This is a genomic window from Nocardioides immobilis (assembly GCF_003515065.1).
Lineage (GTDB): Bacteria > Actinomycetota > Actinomycetes > Propionibacteriales > Nocardioidaceae > Nocardioides > Nocardioides immobilis.
Map to the genome: position 1 here is coordinate 61197 of NZ_QXGH01000033.1, position 22481 is coordinate 83677.

The window sequence follows — 22481 nt, forward strand, 5'->3', positions numbered from 1 at the left end:
TCTCCGATGCCGCGGCAGCGCGTGGTGCTCGGGGTCTCCGGCGGCATCGCCGCCTACAAGGCCTGCGAGCTGCTGCGCCGGTTCACCGAGTCCGGGGGCGGCGCCGACTTCGAGGTGACGGTCGTGCCCACGGCTGCCGCGCTCGAGTTCGTCGGCGCTCCGACCTGGGCGGCGCTGTCCGGCAAGCCGGTCGCCACCGACGTCTGGACCGCCGTGCACGAGGTGCCCCACGTCCGGATCGGCCAGGAGGCCGACCTGGTCGTGGTCGCCCCGGCGACCGCCGACCTGCTGGCCAAGGCCGCGCACGGTCTCGCCGACGACCTGCTGACCAACACGCTGCTGACGGCGCGGTGCCCGGTGGTGATGGCGCCGGCCATGCACACCGAGATGTGGGAGCACGCGGCCACGGCCGCGAACGTCGCGACCCTCCGGTCCCGCGGTGTCCTCGTGATCGAGCCCGCCGAGGGCCGCCTCACGGGCGCCGACACCGGCAAGGGGCGGCTGCCCGAGCCGGAGGAGATCTTCGAGCTCTGCCGCGACCTGCTCGAGCGGGCCTCGACCGGCGCGACGACCCAGAGCGCGGTGGGCGACCTCGACCTCGCCGGCCGTCACGTCGTGGTGTCGGCCGGGGGCACCCGGGAGAAGCTCGACCCCGTCCGATTCCTCGGCAACCGCTCGTCCGGCCGCCAGGGCTACGCACTGGCCAGGGCCGCCGCCGCCCGGGGGGCCGAGGTCACGCTGGTCGCTGCCAACGTCACCCTGCCCGATCCCGCCGGCGTGAAGGTCGTCCGCGTCGAGTCCACGGCCGAGCTGCGGGACGCCGTACTCACGGCCGCCGCAGGGGCCGACGCCGTCGTGATGGCGGCGGCTCCGGCCGACTTCCGTCCCGTGCACCGCTCGGACACCAAGATCAAGAAGTCCGACGATGGCTCAGCCCCCGTGATCTCGCTGGAGCAGAACCCCGACATCCTCAAGGAGCTCTCGGCCCACCGTCCCGGCGCCCACACCGTCGTCGTCGGGTTCGCTGCCGAGACCGGCGACGCGAGCGGCTCGGTCCTGGACCTGGCGCGCGCCAAGCTGGCACGCAAGGGATGCGACCTGCTCGTGGTCAACGACGTCGGCGGTGGTGCGGTCTTCGGGTCAGACGACAACGAGGCGGTTATTCTGGCCGCCGACGGCACCGCGGTCGACGTGCCGCGGGGGAGCAAGGGAGCTCTCGCCCACGTCATCTGGGACCAGGTCTCGGCACGCCTGGCTCCTGCGTGAGACTGCCCCGCGTCACCTGTCGATCCCCGTATCGTTGGATCGGCAATCGGCCCCTGACAACCCCCTAAGACGCCCGATGCGAAAGCGAGAAACCAACGTGGCTGGACGCCTCTTCACCTCCGAGTCCGTGACCGAGGGGCACCCCGACAAGATCGCTGACCAGATCAGCGACACCGTGCTCGACTACCTGCTCGAGCACGACCCGAAGAGCCGGGTCGCTGTCGAGACGCTCCTGACCACGGGTCTCGTCGTCGTCGCCGGTGAGGTGACCACGTCGGCGTACGCCCCGGTTGCCCAGCTGGTGCGCCAGAAGATCCTCGAGATCGGCTACGACTCGTCCGAGAAGGGCTTCGACGGCAACTCCTGCGGCGTGCAGGTCGCGATCGGCTCCCAGTCGGCCGACATCGCACAGGGCGTCGACGACGCGTTCGAGGAGCGGGTCGGCGGCTCGGACGACGAGCTCGACCGTCAGGGCGCCGGCGACCAGGGCCTGATGTTCGGCTACGCCTGCGACGACACCCCCCAGCTCTTCCCGCTGCCGATCAAGATCGCGCAGACGCTGGCCGAGCGGCTGACCGAGGTCCGGAAGGACGGGACGCTTCCGTACCTCCGCCCGGACGGCAAGACCCAGGTCACCATCGAGTACGACGAGGACGACCGCCCGCTGCGCATCGACGCTGTCGTGCTGTCCACCCAGCACGCCGAGGACGTCAGCCAGGACCAGCTGGCCAAGGACATCGAGGTCAACGTCATCGAGCCGGTCCTCGAGCAGTTCAAGGCACTGGTGCCGTCGGAGGGCTACAAGCTCTACATCAACCCGACCGGCCGCTTCGTCATCGGTGGCCCGATGGGTGACGCCGGCCTGACCGGTCGCAAGATCATCGTCGACACCTACGGCGGCATGGCCCGCCACGGCGGCGGCGCGTTCTCCGGCAAGGACCCGTCGAAGGTCGACCGCTCGGCCGCCTACGCGATGCGCTGGGTCGCCAAGAACATCGTCGCGGCGGGCCTGGCCCGTCGCGCCGAGGTCCAGGTCGCCTACGCGATCGGCAAGGCCGCCCCGATGGGCGTCTTCGTCGAGACGTTCGGCACCGGCGTCGTCCCGGACGAGAAGATCCAGGAGGCCGTGCTCGAGGTCTTCGACCTCCGCCCGGGCGCCATCCTGCGCGACCTCGACCTGCTCCGGCCGATCTACGCCAAGACCGCCGCCTACGGCCACTTCGGCCGCGAGCTGCCGGAGTTCACCTGGGAGCGGACCGACCGGGCCGAGGCCCTGAAGGCCGCCGCAGGCATCTGATCCACCTGCCGGGTCGGCGCGTCTTCGGTACCGGAGATGCGCCGACCCGTTGCAATTCCCGTGCCGGGATGAGCCGGCTCGACGAGTCGTCGGGCGTCGCTGGTAGACAACGCGCATGACCGCCGACGAGCAGGACGCCGCCCTCCCCGGGCTGGCGCGTGCCGCTGCGCGGCGCTCGGGGGCGGCGGCCCGTGCCCGCCGGGCGAAGCAGGCGACGCCCGTGGAGCTGGCCGAGGTCGATCCCGTCGCCCGGGTCCTCGTCGACCTGCCCCTGACCCACCTCGACCGGCCCTTCGACTACGCCGTGCCGGCGGCGATGGCCGACCAGGCCCGCCCCGGGGTGCGGATCAAGGTCCGCTTCGCCGGTCAGGACGTCGACGGCTACGTGATCGCGCGCGCGGCCGCCACCGACCACGACGGTCGGCTCGCGCCGCTCCGGCGGGTGGTCAGCGACGAGCAGGTGCTGACGCCGGCCGTCGCCGAGCTGTGTCGCCGGATCGCCGAGCGCTACGCGGGCGCGAGCTCCGACGTACGACGTCTCGCGGTGCCGCCTCGTCATGCGACGACCGAGAAGGAGCCCGCGTCGCCGGAGCCGCCGTTCGAGGACCGGCCCGTCGGCGACGGGCAGAACGCCTGGGCGGCCTACACGGCTGCGCCCGCGTTCCGTCGTCACCTCATGACCGGTGCCTCGCCGCGCGCGGTCTGGAGCGCGGCACCGGGGGAGGACTGGCCCCGTCGCCTCGCCGAGCTGGCCTCGGCGACGCGGGTCAACGGCCGCGGCGTGCTGATCTGCGTCCCCGACCACCGCGACGTGGCCCGGGTCGGCGCGGCGCTCACGGAGGTGATGGGACCCGATCACCACGTGACGCTGCAGGCCGACGCGGGGCCGGGCCCTCGCTACCGCGACTTCCTGATGGTCAGCCGCGGCACGCGCAAGATCGTGGTCGGCACCCGCTCCGCGGCCTTCGCGCCCGTCCACGACCTGGGCCTGGTCGTGCTCTGGGACGACGGCGACGACCTGCACGCCGAGCCGCGGGCGCCCTACCCGCACAGCCGTGAGGTGCTGCTCGAGCGGGCGGAGATCGAGGGCTGTGCCGTGCTGGTGGGCGGCTTCTCGCGCAGCGTCGAGGCCGATCAGCTGCTGCAGACCGGCTGGGCCAAGGAGATCGCAGCACCTCGCCCGACCGTGCGGGAGCGGGCACTGATCGCGGTCACGGGCGGCGACTCCAAGCGCGACCCCCACGGCGGCGGGGCGCGGGTGCCGAAGGAGGCGCACGACGCCGTCCGCTGGGGGCTGGAGCGTGGCCCGGTGCTCGTCCAGACGCCGCGGGCGGGCTACGTGCTGCGGCTGTCCTGCGACCGCTGCCGGACGCCGGCCCGGTGCACCGCCTGCAGCGGTCCGCTGCAGCTGACGGGTCCGACGACGCCCCCACGGTGTCGCTGGTGCGCGACCGAGGCACCCGGCTGGGCCTGCGCCGAGTGCGGCGGGCGCGGGCTGCGGGCGCCGGTGATCGGCGACGCCCGCACCGCTGACGAGCTCGGTCGGGCGTTCGCGCCGGTGCCGGTGGTCACCTCGAGCGGGGACAGGATCCGGGCCACCGTCGACGCCGAGCGCCGGATCGTCGTGGCCACGCCGGGCGCGGAGCCCGTGGCGGAGGAGGGCTACGCCGTCGTCGTACTCCTCGACACCTGGCTGCTCCTCGCCCGCGACAGCATGCGGGCGGCCGAGGAGTCACTGCGCCGGTGGAGCAACGCCGTCGCGCTGCTCCGGCCCGGAGGGCGGGCACTGGCGGTGGGCGACCCGGGGGAGCCCGCCCTGCAGGCGTTGGTGCGGTGGGACCAGCCCGGGTTCGCGGGACGCGAGGCCGAGGAACGGCGGGAGGCCCGGCTGCCGCCCGCGACCCGGGTCGCGGTCCTCCGGGCCGCGCCCGGAGCGCTCGACGACGCGCTGACCCTGCTCGCCCTGCCGGAGCACGGCGACGTCCTGGGCCCGCTCGCGCCGCTTCCGGGCGCCGCCGACGACGAGGAACGCGCGGTGGTGCGGGTGCCGCGGGCGGAAGGCGCGGCCCTGTCGGCCGCGCTCGGGGAGCTGCAGCGCGTGCGCTCGGCGCGCAAGCTCGATCCCGTGCGGATCCAGGTCGACCCCACGGAGATATGAGGGACACGGAGTCCCACTAGACTCGCCGCGTGGCTATCCGACCGATCCGCCTCTTCGGCGATCCCGTGCTCCGGCGGCGGGCGATCGAGGTGGTCGACTTCGACACCGAGATCCGGCAGCTGGTCACCGACCTCACCGACACGATGCTCGAGGCGCCCGGCGCGGGCCTCGCCGCGCCCCAGATCGGCGTGGGTCTGCGAGTGTTCACGTGGTACGTCGACGACGAGGTCGGGCACCTGATCAACCCGTCGCTGGACCTGTCCGAGGAGGTGCAGGACGGCCCCGAGGGCTGCCTGTCGCTCCCCGAGCTGACCTACGACTGCATCCGCGCGCTGTCGGTCGTCGCGACCGGCTTCAACATGTACGGCGATCCCGTGCGGATCGAGGGCTCCGAGCTGCTCGCACGCGCGATCCAGCACGAGACCGATCATCTCGACGGAGTGCTCTTCATCGACCGGCTCGACGCCGAGGCGCGGAAGGCGGCGATGAAGGAGATCCGCGAGTCGGAGTGGTTCGGGATGGAGCACCCGACGGTGAGGGTGTCACCCCACGCGACACGGGGCTTCGGGCTATGAGAGTGGTCTTCGCCGGCACGCCCGAGGTCGCCGTACCGGCCCTCGACGCGATCGCCGGGTCCGATCACGAGCTGGTCGGCGTCGTGACCCGTCCGGACGCGCCGGCGGGACGCGGGCGGAAGCTGACGGAGAGCCCGGTGGCGGCGCGAGCGGCCGAGCTCGGCGTACCCGTCCTCAAGCCCGACCATCCGCGCGACCCGGAGTTCCAGGCGGCGCTGCGCGACCTGGCGCCGGACTGCTGCCCGGTCGTCGCGTACGGCGCTCTGATCCCGCGCAGCGCGCTCGACATCCCGCGGCACGGGTGGGTCAACCTGCACTTCTCGCTACTGCCGGCCTGGCGGGGTGCGGCTCCGGTCCAGCACTCGATCTGGGCGGGGGACGAGATCACCGGAGCGACGACGTTCCGCATCGTCGAGGCGCTCGACGCCGGTCCGACGTACGGCCTGATGACCGAGGGAGTGCGCCCGACCGACACCGCCGGTGACCTCTTGGGGCGGCTCGCCCAGGGCGGCGCCAGCCTGCTCGTCGCGACCCTCGACGGGATCGCCGACGGGTCGCTCGAGGCCAGGGACCAGCCGTCCGAGGGCGTCAGCCTGGCGCCGAAGATCACCGTCGACGACGCCCGGGTCGACTGGAGCGAGCCCGCCGCCGCCACGGATCGCCGGATCCGTGCCTGCACCCCCGGGCCTGGTGCCTGGACCACCTTCGAGGACGAGCGGGTGAAGCTCGGGCCGGTGACCCCCGTCGCCAACGCTCCGGAGCTGGCGCCCGGCGCGCTTGCGGTCGGCAAGTCCGAGGTGCTGGTCGGCACCTCGACCGTCCCGGTGCGCCTCGGCGACGTCAAGGCGTTCGGGAAGAAGCAGATGCCGGCTGCCGACTGGGCACGCGGTGCCCGGCTCGCCGACGGCGCGAAGTTCGCGTGAGCCGGCCGGGAGCGCCGATGCCCGACCCCCGGAGCGGCCGACGACCGGCACCGCACTCGCGGCCGGTGGATCCCGCGCGCAGCGCGGCGCTCGAGGTGTTGCGCCTGGTCCGGACCGAGGACGCGTACACCAACCTGGTGCTGCCCGCGGTCGTCGCCCGTCACGGACTCGACACCCGCGACGCCGGGTTCGCCACCGAGCTCGCGGCCGGCACCATCCGCCGCCAGGGGACGTACGACGCGATCCTCGCCTCCTGCATCGACCGGCCCCTGCGCCGGGTCGAGTTCGGGATCCTCGACCTGCTACGGCTCGGCTGCCACCAACTGCTGGCGATGCGGGTACCGCCGCACGCCGCGATCAGCAGCACCGTGGACCTCGCGCACTCCAAGGCCGGGCCGGGCGGCGCCGGCTTCGTCAACGCCGTGCTCCGCTCCGTGGCGCGCCGCGACCTGGACTCCTGGGTCGACGAGGTCGCGCCGGATCCCTCCGGATCGCGGAACGCCCGGATGGATCACCTCGCGATCCAGCACAGCCACCCGCGGTGGGTGGTCGACCTGCTCGACTTCGCCGCGCCCGACGGCGAGCTCGACGCGCTGCTTGCCGCGGACAACGTCCCGCCGAAGGTGACGCTCGTGGCGCGACCCGGCCGCTCCGAGGTGGCCGAGCTCCCCGGCACACCGACGCCGTACTCGCCGTACGGCGTGGTCCTCGACGGCGGTGACCCGGCGAAGGTCCCCGCGATCGCCGAGGGACGCGCCGGTGTCCAGGACGAGGGTTCCCAGCTGGTGGCCCTCGCCATGGCGACCGCACCCCTCGAAGGGTCCGACCGGGTGTGGGTCGACCTCTGCGCCGGCCCCGGCGGCAAGACCGCGCTGCTGGCCGCGCTGGCCGCCGAGCGCGGTGCCGGCGTGCTGGCGATCGAGCAGCACTTCCACCGCGCCGGCCTCGTCCGGCGCGCGGTCGGAGGCACCAGCGGCGTGCCGGGCATCATCGGCGTCGTCGCCGCCGACGGCACCAGGCCCCCGTTGGCGCCCGGCACCGCAGACCGGGTGCTCGTCGACGCGCCGTGCACCGGGCTCGGGGCGCTGCGCCGCCGCCCCGAGGCGCGGTGGCGCCGGAGTCCCGACGACCTGTTGACGCTCGTGCTCCTGCAACGACGCCTGCTGGCCAGCGCACTGACGCTGGTCCGGCCGGGAGGCGTGGTCCTCTACGCGACCTGCTCGCCGGTCCGGGCGGAGACCGGCGACGTGGTGTCGTCGATGCTCGGGTCCGGCGGCGAGGTCAGGCTCGAGGACGTCCGGGCGGTGCTGCCCGGGGTCACCGATGCAGACGGCCCGGTGGCCGGCACCGCCCAGCTCTGGCCGCACCGGCACGGCACCGACGCGATGTTCCTCGCGCTGCTCCGCCGCGGGAGTCCCCGGGACGCCGGAGCCTGAGCTCCGCTCACTCGACCCAGACCAGGCCCTCACCGAGCGCCTGGATCTCGGCATCGGTAGTGCCTCGACCCGGCTGGACGCTGATGAAGGTCCCGTCGTGGGCCTCGGTCAGGTAGACGGCGGGGTCGGCGCCCTTGTCGGGATCCCCGACCCACGCCTCGCGATCGGCGGCGTCGCGGATCACGAGCCCGGCAGTGCCGCCATCGGCGGCCTGGCACGCGGCCTTGTCGTCGTCCAGGAACCACTCGCACGTCCAGCCGTCGGGGACGGTGACCGGAACCTTGTCGACCTTGCCGAGCATCCCGAGCGCCTCTGCATCGGCCATGGTGACGGCGACGGTGATGCCGGGGTAGTCGCTGGTCAGGGTGCCGAAGCCGCGCGACCACCAGTCCTCGACCGCTGACGTGGGGCCGTCGGCGATCACCACGAACCCGCTGCCCGAGCCCCGCAGCGTGCTGCCACCGAGCACGTAGACGCCGGCCTCGTCGTCGGTGACCGTCCCGGTCACGCCCTCGCCGAGGTCGAGCTCCTGCCCGACCTGCGGGCCGGGCGGCGCCTCCGGGGACTCGCTGCCGGCGGCCCAGCTGTCGTCCTCGGCGACGGTGGGCGCGTCGTCGCCGCTCGTGACGACGACGCCGAACACGCCGACACCGGCGGCAGCGCCGACCCCGACGAGCGCGATGCCCGCCCGGCGCAGGTTGCGGCGGCGGCGACCCGACGCGATGGCGCCGTCGGTCAGCCGGTCGAGGTCGGGCATGGCGTCGTCGCGAGAGGCGCGGAGCTGGGCGGAGAGCCGGTCGTTCACGGTGGTCACACCTGTACGACGCTCCGAGCGCCTGCGGGGTGACACTAATCTTCAGATGTGTCCGATGCCGTGGAGATCGAGGTCGACAACCGGGTCGTGCGAGTGAGCAACCCGGACCGGGTGTACTTCCCGGACGCGGGGGCGACCAAGCTCGACGTCGTCGAGTACTACCTGGCCGTCGGCCCGGGCATCGTCAACGCGCTGTGGGAGCGGCCGTGCATGCTGCACCGCTTCCCTAAAGGACTGGCGGGGGACAAGGTGCACCAGAAGCGCCTCCCGGCCGGCGCCCCGGACTGGGTGGAGACGGTCCAGCTCTACTTCCCCCGCTGGGGCCGCACCGCCGACGAGCTGTGCGTGACCGAGCTCGGAGCGGTGATCTGGGCGGTCCAGATGTCCACCGTGGAGTTCCATCCCTGGAACAGCCGGCGCGGCCAGACCGAGCAACCCGACGAGTGGCGGATCGATCTCGACCCGGGCCCGGAGTCGTCGTACGACTCGGTCCGCAAGGTCGCCCACGTCGCGCACGAGGTGCTCGCCGAGCTCGGCGCCGTCGGCTACCCGAAGACCAGCGGCAGCAAGGGGCTGCACGTCTACGTGCGGATCCGCCCGGACGGCGACCACAAGGTCGTACGGCGTGCCGCGCTCGCGTTCGCTCGTGAGGTCGAGCGCCGCGCCCCGGACCTAGTCACGACGACCTGGTGGAAGAAGGACCGCGACCCCGAGCACGTCTTCGTCGACTACAACCAGAACGCCCGTGATCACACGATCGCGGCGGCGTACTCCCTCCGCGGCCTGCCCGACGCGCGGGTGTCCACGCCGATCCGCTGGGACGAGATCGACGACGCCGACCCACGGGACTTCACCATCCACACCGTGCCGAAGCGGTTCGCGGAGATCGGCGACCTGCACGAGGACATCGACGACCACGTGTTCGACATCGCGCCGCTGCTGGAGTGGGCGGACCGGGACGACGCCGAGGGCGCGTCCGAACCTCCGCCGGTGGACGAGGACCCGGCCGACGCTCACTAGACTCCGCGCCGTGGGCCACCTCCAGATCACTCCGTCGATCCTCAACGCCGATTTCGGCAAGCTCGCCGACGAGGTGGCCAGGATCCCCGGTGCCGACTGGATCCACGTCGACGTCATGGACAACCACTTCGTCCCAAACCTCACGTTCGGCCCGACGATGGTCGAGGCGCTGGCCCGGTCGACGGAGACCCCCCTCGACGCGCACCTGATGATCGACGACGCCGACCGCAACGCCCCGGCGTACGTCGAAGCCGGCTGCGGCTCCGTCACCTTCCACGTCGAGGCCGCCAAGGCGCCCGTCCGGCTGGCCCGGGAGATCCGCGCCGCGGGCGCCCGGGCCTCGATGGCGCTCAAGCCCGCGACGCCGATCGAGCCCTACGAGGACCTGCTGCCCGAGCTGGACATGCTGCTGATCATGACCGTCGAGCCCGGGTTCGGCGGGCAGAGGTTCCTCGACCTGTGCCTCCCCAAGATCCGCCGCGCCCGCGCGCTGATGGACAAGCACGGCATCGAGACCTGGCTCCAGGTCGACGGCGGTGTCTCCCTCGACACGATCGAACGCTGCGCCGAGGCCGGTGCCGATGTCTTCGTCGCGGGCAGCGCCGTCTTCTCCGCCGACGATCCCGACGCGATGGTCGCTGCCCTGCGGGCGAAGGCCGAGGAAGCCGTCCGCGCCTGACCCCACCATCGGGAACGCCGACCGTCCGAGATCAGGGCCACGTTGCGGGAATACCCCTGCCCTGTGCCACCATTGACCTCACAAGAGCTCGCGTGCTCTGGGGTCGGTGAAACTCCGAGCCGGCGGTAACAGTCCGCGACCCGATCGCAGCCAGCGATCGGTTGACCAGGTGAAACTCCTGGACCGACGGTCAAAGTCCGGATGGGAAGTGCACGCACGAGCGGCCGACGCCGGTGGTTCTGCCACGACGTCCACCGCCCCTCATCCCCGGAGTCCGAGCAGAGGACAGTACGGACAGGGGAAGAGGACAGAGGAGTGGCGGAGACCTTCGCCCAGGAGTTCGACGCGATGGAGCGGGCGCTGCAGCTCGCTGCGTCGCCCGGTGTCCCGCTGCGCCCCAACCCACGGGTCGGGTGCGTGGTGATCGCTCCCGACGGGACGATCGCCGGTGAGGGCTACCACCATGGCGCCGGAACGCCGCACGCGGAGATCGAGGCGCTCAAGGACGCAGGCGACCGCGCTCGCAGCGGGGTCGCGGTCGTGACGCTCGAGCCGTGCAACCACACCGGCCGGACCGGGCCGTGCACGGAGGCCCTGATCGATGCGGGCGTTGCGAAGGTCGTGGTCGCCCAGCGCGACCCGAACCCGATCGCCGGAGGCGGCCTGGAGGCGCTCGCCGCCGCAGGCGTCGAGGTCGAGCACGGCCTGCTGGTCGACGACGCCCGCGCGCTCAACCCGGCATGGACCTTCGCCCACGAGAACGGCCGGCCGTTCGTCACCTGGAAGTTCGCGTCCACCCTCGACGGCCGCAGTGCCGCCCGGGACGGTACGTCGCGCTGGGTCTCCTCGCTCCCCGCGCGTCGGGACACGCACGCTCTGAGGGCGCTCTGCGACACGATGCTGATCGGCACCAACACGGTGGAGGTCGACGACCCCCACCTCACGGTCCGCGACGCCGACGACCAGCTCCTGGCCGACCAGCCGCTCCGCGTGGTGATGGGGGAGCGCGACCTCGACCCCGAGCGCCGGGTGTTCGACGACGCGGCCGAGACCGTCCAGCTGCGCACCCACAGTCCGCTCGAGGCACTCACCACTCTCTACCGCGACTACGACCGCCACCACGTGTTCTTCGAGGGAGGCCCGACCCTCGCCGCGAGGTTCCTCAAGGCCGGCCTCGTCGACGAGGTCGTGACGTACGTCGCACCGCTGCTGCTCGGCGCCGGCAAGTCAGCGGTCGGGGGCCTCGGCATCCACACCCTCAGCATGGCGATGCGGCTCGAGATCACCGACGTGGCGGTGATCGGCGAGGGCAGCGAGGCGAACGTCCGGCTTCGTCTCACCAGGTTCCAAGGCGCCCACCTTGACACCTCGGCCGAGCCAGGAGGCGCCTGATGTTCACCGGCATCGTCGAGGAGCTCGGCAGTGTCACCGCGATCGAGGAGCAGTCCGACGCGGTCCGGCTGACCGTCGAAGGGCGCGTCGTGTCGACCGACGCAGCGCTCGGCGACTCGATCGCGGTCAACGGCTGCTGCCTCACCGTCTCCACCCGCGGTGACGGGACCTTCACCGCCGACGTCATGAAGATGACGCTCGACAAGACCTCCCTCGGTGCGCTCGCCGTCGGTCACCGGGTCAACCTCGAGCGCGCGTGCACGCCGCAGACCCGGCTCGGCGGTCACATCGTCCAGGGCCACGTGGACACCACCGGGACGATCCTCGACCGGTCGCCGGGGGAGCACTGGGACCTGGTGGAGATCGCGCTCCCCGAGCAGATCCGGCGGTACGTCGTCCTCCACGGCTCGATCACCGTCGACGGCATCTCGCTCACCGTCGCCGAGCTCCGGGACGAGAGCTTCGTCGTCTCCCTGATCCCGGAGACCCTTGCCCGCACCACGCTCGGCTTCAAGCAGCCGGGGGACCCGGTGAACCTCGAGGCGGACATCATCGCCAAGCACGTCGAAAGGCTGATTCAGAAATGACTGACACCAACGGCAAGGTGCGGCTCGACCCGGTCGAGCGTGCGGTCGCCGACATCGCCGCCGGCAGGGCGGTCGTCGTCGTGGACGACGAGGACCGGGAGAACGAGGGCGACATCATCTTCGCCGCGGCGAAGGCGACGCCGGAGCTGATGGCCTGGACGATCCGCCACAGCAGCGGCGTGATCTGCGTGCCGATGCCGGGCGCGATGCTCGACCGGCTCGAGATCCCGCTGATGACACCGCACAACAAGGACAGGATGCGGACGGCGTACACGATCTCCGTCGACGCCCGCGACGGCGTCTCCACCGGCATCTCCGCCGCCGACCGTGCTCACACCGCACGGGTGCTCGCCGACTCGGCCACCGAGCCCTGGGAGATCACCCGGCCCGGTCACGTCTTCCCGTTGCGCTACCGCGAGGGCGGCGTCCTCGTCCGGCGCGGTCACACCGAGGCAGCGGTCGACCTGGCGAAGATGGCCGGGCTCACGCCGGCCGGTGTGCTGGTCGAGGTCGTCAACGACGACGGCACGATGAAGCGGGCCGCCGAGCTGCGAGAGTTCGCCGACGAGCACGGCCTGGCGATGATCTCCATCGAGGAGCTCGTGAAGTACCGCCGTCGTACCGAGCTCCACGTCATCCGCGAGGCCGAGACCCGGCTGCCCACCAGCCACGGCGACTTCGTCGCCTACGGCTACACGATCACCGTCGACGGCAGCGAGCACGTCGCCCTCGTGTACGGCGACCCGGCGTCGCTGGCGGACGGGAAGCCGGTCCTCACCCGGGTGCACTCGGAGTGCCTCACCGGTGACGTCTTCGGCAGCAGCCGCTGCGACTGCGGCCCCCAGCTCAACGAGGCGATGGACCGGATCGTGGCGGAGGGCCGCGGTGTCGTCGTCTACCTGCGTGGGCACGAGGGCCGCGGCATCGGCCTGGTCGCGAAGCTGCAGGCCTACCAGCTCCAGGACGGCGGCCGCGACACCGTGGACGCCAACCTCGACCTCGGGCTACCGGCCGACGCGCGGCACTACGGCGCGGCGACGCAGATCCTGCGCGACCTCGGCATCGGCCAGGTCCGGCTGCTGACGAACAACCCGGACAAGGTCAAGAACCTCGAGGACTACGGCATCAAGGTCGCCGAGCGGGTGCCTCTCACGCCCCACCCCAACGACCACAACCTGGCCTACCTGCTGACCAAGCGGGACCGGATGGGCCACCACCTTCCCGACCTGGACCTGCCCGTCGCCGGGCAGGCCCCGTCGGACGACCTCAACGCAGGAGCAATCTGAGATGGCCGGACACGGAGCCCCGACCGCACAGCCGACGGACTGCCACGACCTCCGGGTGGCGGTGGTGGCGGCGAGCTGGCACCCCCAGCTCATGGACGGCCTGCTCGCCGGAGCTGACCGGGCGTTCAAGGACCACCAGGTCGAGGCGCCCGTCGTGGTGCGGGTGCCGGGCGCCTTCGAGCTGCCGGTCGTCGCGGCAGCGCTCGCGTCGCAGCAGTACGACGCCGTGATCGCGCTCGGCGTCGTCATACGCGGAGGCACGCCGCACTTCGAGTTCGTCTGCAACGCCGCGACCGACGGGTTGGGCCGGGTCGCGCTCGACCACCAGGTCGCCATCGGGTTCGGCGTCCTGACCTGTGACAACGAGCAGCAGGCGCTGGATCGGGCCGGGCTCGAGGGCTCGCAGGAGGACAAGGGCTACGAGGCGACGTCGGCTGCGCTTCTCACCGCCCAGACCCTGCGCAAGGTCAAGCGGCACACGCCGTAGCCTTGACCCCCGTGAAGACGTTCGAGGAGCTCTGGGCCGAGCTGAGCGAGAAGGCGCAGACCCGGCCCGCCGGTTCCGGCACGGTCGCCGCGCTGGACGCCGGCGTGCACCAGATCGGCAAGAAGCTGGTCGAAGAGGCCGCCGAGTCGTGGATGGCCGCGGAGCATGAGGGCAAGGACCGGGCCGCCGAGGAGATCAGCCAGCTGATCTACCACGCCCAGGTCCTGATGCTCGCCCTCGGCCTCGAGCCCGCCGACGTCTACGCACACCTCTAGGAAGATCCCATGCCCAGCCTCAAGATCGCGATCCCCAACAAGGGGGCGCTCTCCGCAGCCGCGACCGACATCCTCAAGGAGTCGGGCTACCGGCAGCGCACCGACTCCAAGGAGCTCCGGCTCGTCGACGCCGAGAACGACGTGGAGTTCTTCTACCTCCGCCCGCGCGACATCGCACTGTACGTAGGCGAGGGCACCCTCGACGTCGGCATCACCGGCCGCGACCTGCTGCTCGACTCCGGCGCCAAGGCCGAGGAGGTCATGCCGCTGGAGTTCGGCCGGAGCACCTTCCGGTTCGCCGGCCCCCAGGGTGCGTACGACGACCTCGCGCAGCTGGCTGGCAAGCGGATCGCCACGTCCTACACCGGCATCGTCCAGACGTTTCTCGACAGCCGCGGCATCGAGGCCCAGGTCGTGCGCCTCGACGGTGCCGTCGAGACCAGCATCCAGCTCGGCGTCGCCGACGTGATCGCCGACGTGGTCGAGACCGGGACCACGCTGCGCCAGGCCGGGCTCGAGGTGTTCGGCGACGCGATCCTCCAGTCCGAGGCGGTGCTGATCACCCGTGCCGGCAACGGCTCGCCGGCGTTCGACGTGTTCAAGCGCCGCGTCGAGGGCGTCATGGTGGCCCGCGGCTACGTGATGATGGACTACGACATCGAGGAGTCGCGGGTCTCCGCCGCGGTCGCGCTGACCCCGGGCCTGGAGGGCCCGACGGTCTCGCCGCTCCGCCGCGAGGGCTGGGTCGCCGTCCGGGCGATGGTTCCCCGCGCCGGCTCCCAGCGACTGATGGACGAGCTCTACGACCTCGGCGCCCGCGCGATCCTGCTCACCGACATCCACGCGTGCCGCCTGTGACGGACCTCCCGAGGACCTGGCGCCCGCTGGGCCCGCGGATCGCGGCGCTCGTCTTCGGCATCGTCCTGGTCGCGGCCTTCGGCGGGCTGTGGATCACCTTCCCGCAGGAGACGAAGGACGCGGTCAGCCCGCTCCAACGCGCGACGGTCATCTTCTTCATCGGGCTGGGACTGGTGGCCCTCAACGGTCTGGCGCGGTCCCGGATCACCGCGGACGAGGCCGGCCTGACCGTCGTCAACGGCTACCGGAAGCGTCAGCTGGAGTGGGCGCAGGTGGTCTCCGTCCAGCTGCCGCCGGGTGCGCCGTGGCCGACCCTCGACCTCGACGACGGCACCACCATCTCCGCGATGGGCATCCACGGCTCCGACGGGGCCCGGGCCCGGACCGCGCTCACCGAGCTGAAGGCGCTCCTCAACCAGAGGTGACCCGGCGCGCCGGACGGTCGCCCGTCCCGTCGACGACGATGTCGGCCCGCTCCGCGGTCCGCTGGGTCGCGAAGTGGGCGTCCTCCTGACGCATCCACCCGTCCCACTGGGGCGCGACCGCCTCGCCGTCGCGGGCCAGGCCCCGCTCGCGGCGCAGCGGCCGCGGCGCGGTGACCCAGACCAGCACGGTGATCATCGTCGCGAGCTCGGCCCGGCCCGATCCGACGCCCTCCAGCACGAGCAACGGGACCGGCTCGACGTCGACCGTCTCGGCGAACTCGCCACGATGCCAGTCGTAGCGCCGGTAGAACCCGGCCCGGCCCAGCGCGAGCGGACGGACCAAGGTGCTGACCTGCCGGGCGACGGAGCCGAGTCCCTTCCAGCCGTCGTACAGGTCGTCCATGTGGACCACCCGCGCTCCGGGGTCGAGCTCGGCGATGCCGGCCGCCAGCGTCGACTTGCCGGAGCCGGCCGGACCGTCGATCGACACCAGCCGGGTCTCCCCGAGGGTGGGACGCCGGGAGAGTGCGAGGTCGAGGACGAGCTGCGCCGTCTCCTGCGGCGAGCCCGGCGCGGCCGCCGGCTCAGAACGCGAGGCCATGTCCACGGTAGGTCCGCACGCTCTCCAGGAGGCGCTCCCCGGACAGCAGGTGCACGGTGGTGGTGTGCTCGAACGGCTCGCCCGACTTGGCGTGCCGGAACCACACCAGGTCGCCCACCCGCAGCAGTGCCGCAGGATGACCGGTCAGCGGGGTCTGGACCTCGCCGGCGCCCTCGAGCCCGGTCACGTGCAGCCCGGCCGGCGCCCAGGGCACCGGCAGCCGGTCGGCGGAGCCAGGGCCGCTGGCGATCATCCCGCCGCCGTGCACGGTCGCGATCTCCGGCGAAGGACGCCGGGTCACCGGGAGCCCGAAGTACGACGCCGGGCGCGGGTCGAACGCCTGGTAGTGGTCGAAGAGAGTCGGGACGAGCAGCCCCGACCCCGCGCTCAGCTCGGTGACGACCGGGTCGGAGGTCGAGGACTCGAGCGATCCCGACCCTCCGGCGTTCCAGAAGCCGATCTCGGTGACGGGGCGCAACGCCTCGGCGATCGCGGCGCGTCGCGCCCGCAGCTGGGCGACGGACGCGTCCTTGACGCGTCGGACCACCATCGACCGGGCGCGCTGGTGGGGCACCGCGTCGGGGACACCGGCGACCTGGCCCTCGTAGGTCATCACGCCGGCAAGGTGGAATCCCGGCCGGTCGAGCACCGTGCGGGCGAGCGCGACCACCTCGGACGGGTCGTACAGGGAGGACCGCTTGGGGCCGACGTGGCGGCCGCCGACGACCAGCCCGGCGTCGATGTCGATCGCGACCCGCACGGGCACCGCCGTCGAGGCCCGGAGGGCGTCGACCGCGTCGAGGTGGACGACGTCGTCGATCATCAACGTGATCCGCGACGCCGCCCGCGGCGACGCGACCAGCCGGGCCAGGGCGGCGCGGTCGACCGTCGGGTACGCGACGACCAGGTCGTCGCAGATGTCCTGCTCCTCCAGCCACAGGGCCTCGGCGAGGGTGTACGAGAGCACGCCGCGGAAGCCCTCGTGCGACAGGGCCCGCCGGATCAGGGCCGGCACCCGCAGCGACTTCGACGCCACCCGGATCGGCTTGCCGGCCGCCCGCTTGACCAGGTCCGCGGCGTTCGCGTCGAAGGCGTCGACGTCGACGACGAAGACAGGGGCCGGCAGCGGCTCACCGTGCTCCCGGACTGCGGCGTCGAGCCGGGCCGCGAGACGGTTGCGCGAGATCGAGTCGGTCCCCATCGGAGCATCGTTTCACGCAGGTGACGCGGAGTAGGGCGACCGACACGGGCGATGGGACGATGGGTCGGTGACCGAGGAGCATCCGAAGCAGCGCCTGATCCAGGGGTCGTCGTACGTCGATGACGACGGCAGCGCTGACGACGAGCTGTTCGCCGAGCTGCTGGCGTGGGCGGACGGCTCGACGTCGTACCCCCAGGTCCTGGCGGCCGTCGCCGGGGCCCGGCTGCTGGTGCCGGTGGTGGCACTCCTCGGCGAGGTCGAGTACGACGACGCCGGCCTCGCGCATGACAAGTCCAGCGACATGGCGGCCGTGCTGCTCACCCGTCCGGACGGACGGCGGGCGCTGCTGGCCTTCTCGAGCACGGCAGCGTTGGCGCAGTGGGACCCGGAGGCCCGCCCGGTGCCCGTGGCTTCGTCGCTCGCGGCGGCCACGGCGGTGCAGGAGGGCGCCGACGCCCTCGTCGTCGACGTCGGCGGCCGGGCGCCGTTCACGGTCTCCGGCGACGATCTCCACCGGCTCGCCGCCGGCTGGCGGCCGGTCCGCCTCGCCGACGGGGAGTGGGCCTGGGCCGGCGCCGTTGGAGATTCGCGCGGTGAGGAACAACTCGGGTAGCATCTGACGTTGACCGATCTGTCATCCCCGGATGACTGATCTACAAGCGGGGACCAGCAGCATCCACGTCTCCCACCCGCATCGGCCGCCCCAGCACCAAAGGTCGTCGGGTCCGGTCCGTGAACCTGGTCGTGCGCGCGAGCGCCCGATGACGAGGTTGCGACTGGCTTCCGCTTGAACAAGCGGGAGCCGTTCTTGTTTTTCGAGGCGGGCGCGGGGCCCGACACCAACAACACTGGAGGACACATCAGCACTGAGCTGCGTATCAACGAGCGGATCCGGGTACCCGAGGTCCGGCTCGTGGGACCCAACGGCGAGACCGTCGGGATCGTCCCGACCGACCAGGCACTCAAGCTGGCCCAGGAGGCCGACCTGGATCTCGTCGAGATCGCTCCGATGGGCAAGCCGCCCGTCTGCAAGCTCATGGACTACGGGAAGTTCAAGTACGAGAACGCCCAGAAGGCCCGTGAGGCGCGACGGAACCAGACCAACGTCATCATCAAGGAGATGAAGCTCCGGCCGAAGATCGACCAGCACGACTACGAGACCAAGAAGGGTCACGTCGTGCGGTTCCTCAAGGCAGGCGACAAGGTCAAGATCACCATCATGTTCCGCGGCCGCGAGCAGCATCGCCCCGAGCTCGGGTTCCGGCTGCTGCAGAAGCTGGCCGAGGACGTCCAGGAGCTGGGCTTCGTGGAGTCGTCGCCCAAGCAGGACGGCCGCAACATGATCATGGTCCTGGGACCGAACAAGAAGAAGGCGGAGGCAAAGCTCGAGGTGAAGGCCGCCAAGCAGGAGGCCGCCGCCGAGCGGGATGCCGAGAAGGCCGCCGAGCACGCCGAGCGCGTCGCACACCAGCCCTCGACGCAGCGCAAGCAGAAGCGCGCGAACGAGGCGCTCGACCCCGACATCGACCTGTGAGAGAAGGAACATAGAGATGCCGAAGAACAAGACGCACTCCGGTGCCAGCAAGCGGTTCAAGGTGACTGGCAGCGGCAAGATCCTGCGGGAGAAGGCCGGCAAGCGCCACAACCTGGAGAAGAAGCCCTCGAAGGTCACCCGGCGGATGACCGGCACCGTCGAGGTTGCGAAGAACGACGTCCCGCGCGCGAAGAAGATGCTCGGTCTCTGACCGGCGCCGCACCTGAGCACTGATACAAGGAGTTAAGAGATGGCACGCGTCAAGCGCGCAGTAAACGCGCAGAAGAAGCGCCGGACGACCCTCGAGCGCGCCAGCGGCTACCGCGGCCAGCGCTCGCGCCTCTACCGCAAGGCCAAGGAGCAGGTCACCCACTCGCTGGTCTACAGCTACAACGACCGGAAGAAGAACAAGGGCAACTTCCGCCGCCTGTGGATCCAGCGGATCAACGCGGCTGCCCGCGCCGAGGGGATGACCTACAACCGGTTCATCCAGGGCCTCAACATGGCCGGCATCGAGGTCGACCGCAAGATCCTCGCTGACCTCGCGGTCAACGACCCGGCTGCGTTCTCGGCGATCGTCGCCCAGGCGAAGGCCGCCCTGCCGGAGGACGTCAACGCTCCGGCCCAGGCCTCGGCCTGACCCGAACGCATGCCCCCCTCCCGGCGAGCGCTGTGCTGAGTTTCAACAGCGGTCGCGTGAAGGAGGCAAGGAAGTTGAGCCGCCGCTCGGTGCGATCCGAGCGGCGGCTCTTTCTTGCCGACGGCCCGAAGGCCGTCGAGGGCGCCCTCGAGGTGCCCGAACGCGTCGTCGAGGTCTTCGCCACGCCCGCAGCGGCGGAGCAGTACGACGCGCTCCTGGCCGGTGTCGACGTCTCGCTGGTCGACGACCGGGCGCTCGCGTCGCTCTCCGACGCCGTCAACCCCGCCGGGGTGGTCGCCGTCTGCCGGCACTTCGACACGCCCCTGGACGCCGTCCTCGCCGAGGGTGCGGCGACCCTCCTCGCCATCTGCGCCGACGTGCGCGATCCCGGCAACGCCGGCACCGTGATCCGCTGCGCCGACGCGGCCGGCGCCGACGGCGTCGTGCTGGCGGGTGACTCGGTGGACGCCTACAACCCGAAGACCGTCCGAGCCAGCGTGGGCAGCCTGTTCCACGTGCCGTTCGCGATCGAGCGCGACCCGGTGGCCGCCGTACGGGCCGCCCAAGCCGCCGGACTGACCGTCCTGGCCGCCGACGGCGGGGGAGAGGTCGACCTGTTCGAGGCCGACGACCTGCTGGCCCGACCCACCGCCTGGCTGTTCGGCAACGAGGCCTGGGGGCTGCCCGCCGAGCTGGCCGCGCTGGCGGACCACGGGGTCCGGATCCCGATCCTCGGCCGCGCCGAGAGCCTCAACCTCGCGACCGCCGCCGCGCTGTGCCTCTACGCCTCCGCCCGCGCCGGCATGCGGGGCCACTAGATTCGGCTCATGCCGCAGCGAGCGATCGATGCCATGCCGGACGGGGTGGTGCTCGCCGGCCCGGACGGGATGGTCGAGCTGACCAACGTCGAGGCACGCCGGATGCTGCGGATCGACGGCTCCGGCGCGGGCCGGCCGCTTGCCGAAGTGCTCGCCCTCAGCGACATCGACGGCAACGACTGGGTCACCAGCAACGACCCCTACGCGGGTCTCCGGACGCGGAAGGCCGTGCCCGAGCAGTCGTGGCTGCTCCCGGACGGCACCGAGGTCCTGGTGGCCGCCAAGCTGCACCGGCCGGGACGCGGCGAGCCGATCGACCGGGTCGCGGTGACGATCAGGTCCGGGCGCTGGCGGGCCCGCCTCGATCGTGAGCGGTCGGACCTGGTCGCCACCGTCGCGCACGAGCTGCGGTCGCCGCTGACCGGCGTCCGCGGCTTCGTCCACGCGCTCCTCAACCGGTGGGACCAGCTCAACGACGACCAGAAGAAGCTGATGCTCACCACCGTCGCGGCCGACGCGGACCGGCTGACCCGGCTCATCGCGGAGCTGCTCGACGTCGCGCGGATCGACACCGGGCGCCTGCATGTTCATCCGCGGCCGTGCGACCTGGTGGTGCTGAGCCAACGCGTGGTCGAGTCGGTCCAGCACGCGACGGCGCGGCGGATCACGCTCGACGCCCAGGAGGTGCCGCAGATCGTGGCCGACCCCGACAAGGTCACCCAGGTCGTCACCAACCTGGTCGAGAACGGCGTGCGCCACGGTGAGGGCGACGTCGCAGTGGCCATCGGGCTCGACCCGGCCGACCCGTCGTACGTCGCGCTCTCCGTGACCGACGAGGGCGACGGCATCCCGGAGGAGCTGCGTCAACGGGTGTTCACGAAGTTCTGGACCGCCAGCTCAGGCGGGGGTTCGGGACTCGGGCTCTACATCGTCAACGGCCTGGTCCGCGCCCACGGCGGCACCGTCCTGATCGGCGACCGGCCGGGCGGCGGGGCGGTCGTCACGGTCACCTGGCCCGTCCACGCCCCGTAACCGGTTCGCTGCTGGTGAGGGTCGGTTCCTAGACTGACCACTTGTGTCCGGACCCAACACCGATTACGACCCCGTGGAGGTTGCTGCCGTGCAGCCGGAAGAGGTCGATGCGGCCCGAGAGGCGGCTCTCGCCGCGATCGCCGCAGCCGCCGACCTGGAGGATCTGAAGCGGGTCCGGACCGAGCACACCGGCGACCGTTCGCCGCTCGCGCTCGCCAACCGGGAGATCGGTGCGCTGCCCCCGCAGGCCCGCAAGGAGGCGGGCCAGCGGGTCGGCCGCGCCCGGGGTGAGGTCAACCAGGCCCTCGCCGCCCGGCAGGAGGTGCTCGAGGCCGAGCACGCGGCGCGGATCCTGGTGGAGGAGACGGTCGACGTCACCCTCCCGACCGACCGGCTCCCCATCGGCGCGCGGCACCCGATCACGACCGGGGCCGAGCTGATCGCCGACATCTTCGTGGCGATGGGCTGGGAGGTGGCCGAGGGCCCGGTCATCGAGGCCGAGTGGCTCAACTTCGACGCGCTCAACCTCGACGCCGACCACCCGGCCCGCACGATGCAGGACACGTTCTGGACCGCCTCGTCCGACCGCACCGGCCCGGCCGACGACGTCCACGGAGCCGGCACCGGTGTGGTGCTGCGGACCCAGACCTCCCCGGTGCAGGCCCGGACCATGCTCACCCAGGAGCCGCCGATCTACGTGGTCGCGCCCGGCCGGGTGTTCCGCACCGACGAGTACGACGCCACGCACAGCCCGATGTTCCACCAGGTCGAGGGTCTCGCCGTCGACGAGGGCATCACGATGGCGCACCTCAAGGGCACGCTCGACCACTTCGCCACCCAGATGTTCGGCGAGGGCGTCACGACCCGGTTCCGTCCGTCGTACTTCCCGTTCACCGAGCCCTCTGCCGAGGTCGACCTCAAGTGCTTCGTCTGCAGGGGCGTGGACTCCGCGTCGTGCCGCACCTGCAGGGGCGAGGGCTGGATCGAGTGGGGCGGCTGCGGTGTCGTGAATCCGCGGGTGCTCATCGCCTGCGGCGTCGACGCCGAGCGCTACACCGGCTTCGCCTTCGGCATGGGCATCGACCGGACCCTGATGTTCCGGCACGGTCTCGAGGACCTGCGCGCGCTCTTCGAGGGCGACGTCCGTTTCACCACTGCCTTCGGAAGCGAGCTCTAG

The 22481-nt window shown here is 72.0% G+C and carries 25 protein-coding genes and 1 riboswitch; of the genes, 22 read left to right on the forward strand and 3 right to left on the reverse strand.

Going from position 1 to position 22481, the window contains the following annotated elements; all coding sequences use genetic code 11:
- Positions 1-6 precede the first annotated feature (6 nt).
- The 6 genes from coaBC (at position 7) to D0Z08_RS24960 (ending at position 7655) form a co-directional block, all read left to right on the forward strand.
- Entirely contained in the window at positions 7-1266 is a 1260-nt protein-coding gene (gene coaBC, locus D0Z08_RS24935; protein ID WP_118927985.1) for a bifunctional phosphopantothenoylcysteine decarboxylase/phosphopantothenate--cysteine ligase CoaBC, read from the forward strand.
- Positions 1267-1363: 97 nt separating this feature from the next.
- Positions 1364-2563 (forward strand): methionine adenosyltransferase, encoded by a 1200-nt coding sequence (metK, locus tag D0Z08_RS24940; RefSeq protein ID WP_118927986.1) that lies wholly within the window; start codon positions 1364-1366, stop codon positions 2561-2563.
- Positions 2564-2678: 115 nt separating this feature from the next.
- Positions 2679-4721, forward strand: a complete 2043-nt coding sequence (locus tag D0Z08_RS24945; RefSeq protein WP_118927987.1) for a primosomal protein N' — start codon at positions 2679-2681, stop codon at positions 4719-4721.
- A 29-nt stretch (positions 4722-4750) separates the two neighbouring features.
- Positions 4751-5296 carry a peptide deformylase gene (gene def / locus D0Z08_RS24950; protein ID WP_118927988.1) on the forward strand — a complete coding sequence of 182 codons (546 nt, stop codon included), beginning with the start codon at positions 4751-4753 and terminating at the stop codon, positions 5294-5296.
- On the forward strand, positions 5293-6219 hold the full coding sequence (fmt, locus tag D0Z08_RS24955) for a methionyl-tRNA formyltransferase (protein WP_118927989.1): 927 nt from the start codon (positions 5293-5295) through the stop codon (positions 6217-6219). The genes def and fmt overlap by 4 nt, the downstream gene beginning before the upstream one ends.
- A gap of 17 nt (positions 6220-6236) precedes the next feature.
- On the forward strand, positions 6237-7655 hold the full coding sequence (locus tag D0Z08_RS24960; protein ID WP_118927990.1) for an RsmB/NOP family class I SAM-dependent RNA methyltransferase: 1419 nt from the start codon (positions 6237-6239) through the stop codon (positions 7653-7655).
- Between the two features lie 7 nt (positions 7656-7662).
- Here D0Z08_RS24960 and D0Z08_RS24965 read toward each other — a convergent pair whose 3' ends face one another.
- A complete protein-coding gene (locus tag D0Z08_RS24965) occupies positions 7663-8469 on the reverse strand; it encodes a hypothetical protein (RefSeq protein ID WP_118927991.1) in 807 nt (268 codons plus the stop codon).
- A gap of 48 nt (positions 8470-8517) precedes the next feature.
- On the opposite strand from D0Z08_RS24965, the gene ligD reads away from it, so the two are divergent.
- From ligD to D0Z08_RS25010, 9 genes are all read left to right on the forward strand, one after another.
- Positions 8518-9489: a non-homologous end-joining DNA ligase gene (ligD, locus tag D0Z08_RS24970; protein ID WP_118927992.1), complete on the forward strand. Its 972-nt coding sequence runs from the start codon at positions 8518-8520 to the stop codon at positions 9487-9489.
- A gap of 10 nt (positions 9490-9499) precedes the next feature.
- Positions 9500-10168: a ribulose-phosphate 3-epimerase gene (gene rpe / locus D0Z08_RS24975; protein WP_118927993.1), complete on the forward strand. Its 669-nt coding sequence runs from the start codon at positions 9500-9502 to the stop codon at positions 10166-10168.
- An 88-nt stretch (positions 10169-10256) separates the two neighbouring features.
- Positions 10257-10386, forward strand: a riboswitch (FMN riboswitch).
- Positions 10387-10516: 130 nt separating this feature from the next.
- The gene (gene ribD / locus D0Z08_RS24980; RefSeq protein ID WP_118928036.1) at positions 10517-11560 is read left to right on the forward strand and encodes a bifunctional diaminohydroxyphosphoribosylaminopyrimidine deaminase/5-amino-6-(5-phosphoribosylamino)uracil reductase RibD; all 1044 of its coding nucleotides are present in this window, start codon (positions 10517-10519) and stop codon (positions 11558-11560) included.
- Positions 11560-12147 (forward strand): riboflavin synthase, encoded by a 588-nt coding sequence (locus tag D0Z08_RS24985; RefSeq protein WP_118927994.1) that lies wholly within the window; start codon positions 11560-11562, stop codon positions 12145-12147. The genes ribD and D0Z08_RS24985 overlap by 1 nt, the downstream gene beginning before the upstream one ends.
- Positions 12144-13433 carry a bifunctional 3,4-dihydroxy-2-butanone-4-phosphate synthase/GTP cyclohydrolase II gene (locus tag D0Z08_RS24990; RefSeq protein ID WP_118927995.1) on the forward strand — a complete coding sequence of 430 codons (1290 nt, stop codon included), beginning with the start codon at positions 12144-12146 and terminating at the stop codon, positions 13431-13433. Before D0Z08_RS24985 ends, D0Z08_RS24990 begins: the two co-directional genes overlap by 4 nt.
- Before the next feature lies 1 nt (position 13434).
- A complete protein-coding gene (gene ribH, locus D0Z08_RS24995) occupies positions 13435-13920 on the forward strand; it encodes a 6,7-dimethyl-8-ribityllumazine synthase (RefSeq protein ID WP_118927996.1) in 486 nt (161 codons plus the stop codon).
- Between the two features lie 11 nt (positions 13921-13931).
- Positions 13932-14195: a phosphoribosyl-ATP diphosphatase gene (locus D0Z08_RS25000; protein ID WP_118927997.1), complete on the forward strand. Its 264-nt coding sequence runs from the start codon at positions 13932-13934 to the stop codon at positions 14193-14195.
- A gap of 9 nt (positions 14196-14204) precedes the next feature.
- Positions 14205-15053 (forward strand): ATP phosphoribosyltransferase, encoded by an 849-nt coding sequence (gene hisG, locus D0Z08_RS25005; RefSeq protein ID WP_118927998.1) that lies wholly within the window; start codon positions 14205-14207, stop codon positions 15051-15053.
- Positions 15041-15478: a PH domain-containing protein gene (locus D0Z08_RS25010; RefSeq protein ID WP_118927999.1), complete on the forward strand. Its 438-nt coding sequence runs from the start codon at positions 15041-15043 to the stop codon at positions 15476-15478. The genes hisG and D0Z08_RS25010 overlap by 13 nt, the downstream gene beginning before the upstream one ends.
- Here the strand turns inward: D0Z08_RS25010 and D0Z08_RS25015 are convergent.
- Positions 15465-16079, reverse strand: a complete 615-nt coding sequence (locus D0Z08_RS25015; RefSeq protein ID WP_118928037.1) for a nucleoside/nucleotide kinase family protein — start codon at positions 16077-16079, stop codon at positions 15465-15467. The genes D0Z08_RS25010 and D0Z08_RS25015 overlap by 14 nt on opposite strands.
- Entirely contained in the window at positions 16063-17280 is a 1218-nt protein-coding gene (locus D0Z08_RS25020) for an alanine racemase (protein ID WP_118928000.1), read from the reverse strand. The genes D0Z08_RS25015 and D0Z08_RS25020 overlap by 17 nt, the downstream gene beginning before the upstream one ends.
- Before the next feature lie 67 nt (positions 17281-17347).
- Here D0Z08_RS25020 and D0Z08_RS25025 point away from each other — a divergent pair, with 67 nt between their 5' ends.
- The 7 genes from D0Z08_RS25025 (at position 17348) to pheS (ending at position 22481) form a co-directional block, all read left to right on the forward strand.
- Positions 17348-17893 (forward strand): SseB family protein, encoded by a 546-nt coding sequence (locus tag D0Z08_RS25025; protein ID WP_118928001.1) that lies wholly within the window; start codon positions 17348-17350, stop codon positions 17891-17893.
- Positions 17894-18067: 174 nt separating this feature from the next.
- Positions 18068-18814, forward strand: a complete 747-nt coding sequence (infC, locus tag D0Z08_RS25030; protein WP_245994445.1) for a translation initiation factor IF-3 — start codon at positions 18068-18070, stop codon at positions 18812-18814.
- Between the two features lie 16 nt (positions 18815-18830).
- The gene (gene rpmI / locus D0Z08_RS25035) at positions 18831-19025 is read left to right on the forward strand and encodes a 50S ribosomal protein L35 (RefSeq protein ID WP_118928002.1); all 195 of its coding nucleotides are present in this window, start codon (positions 18831-18833) and stop codon (positions 19023-19025) included.
- A 39-nt stretch (positions 19026-19064) separates the two neighbouring features.
- Entirely contained in the window at positions 19065-19454 is a 390-nt protein-coding gene (gene rplT, locus D0Z08_RS25040) for a 50S ribosomal protein L20 (protein WP_118928003.1), read from the forward strand.
- Between the two features lie 32 nt (positions 19455-19486).
- Entirely contained in the window at positions 19487-20272 is a 786-nt protein-coding gene (locus D0Z08_RS25045; RefSeq protein WP_425454073.1) for a TrmH family RNA methyltransferase, read from the forward strand.
- A gap of 9 nt (positions 20273-20281) precedes the next feature.
- A complete protein-coding gene (locus D0Z08_RS25050; RefSeq protein ID WP_118928005.1) occupies positions 20282-21304 on the forward strand; it encodes a sensor histidine kinase in 1023 nt (340 codons plus the stop codon).
- A 43-nt stretch (positions 21305-21347) separates the two neighbouring features.
- A complete protein-coding gene (gene pheS, locus D0Z08_RS25055) occupies positions 21348-22481 on the forward strand; it encodes a phenylalanine--tRNA ligase subunit alpha (protein ID WP_118928006.1) in 1134 nt (377 codons plus the stop codon).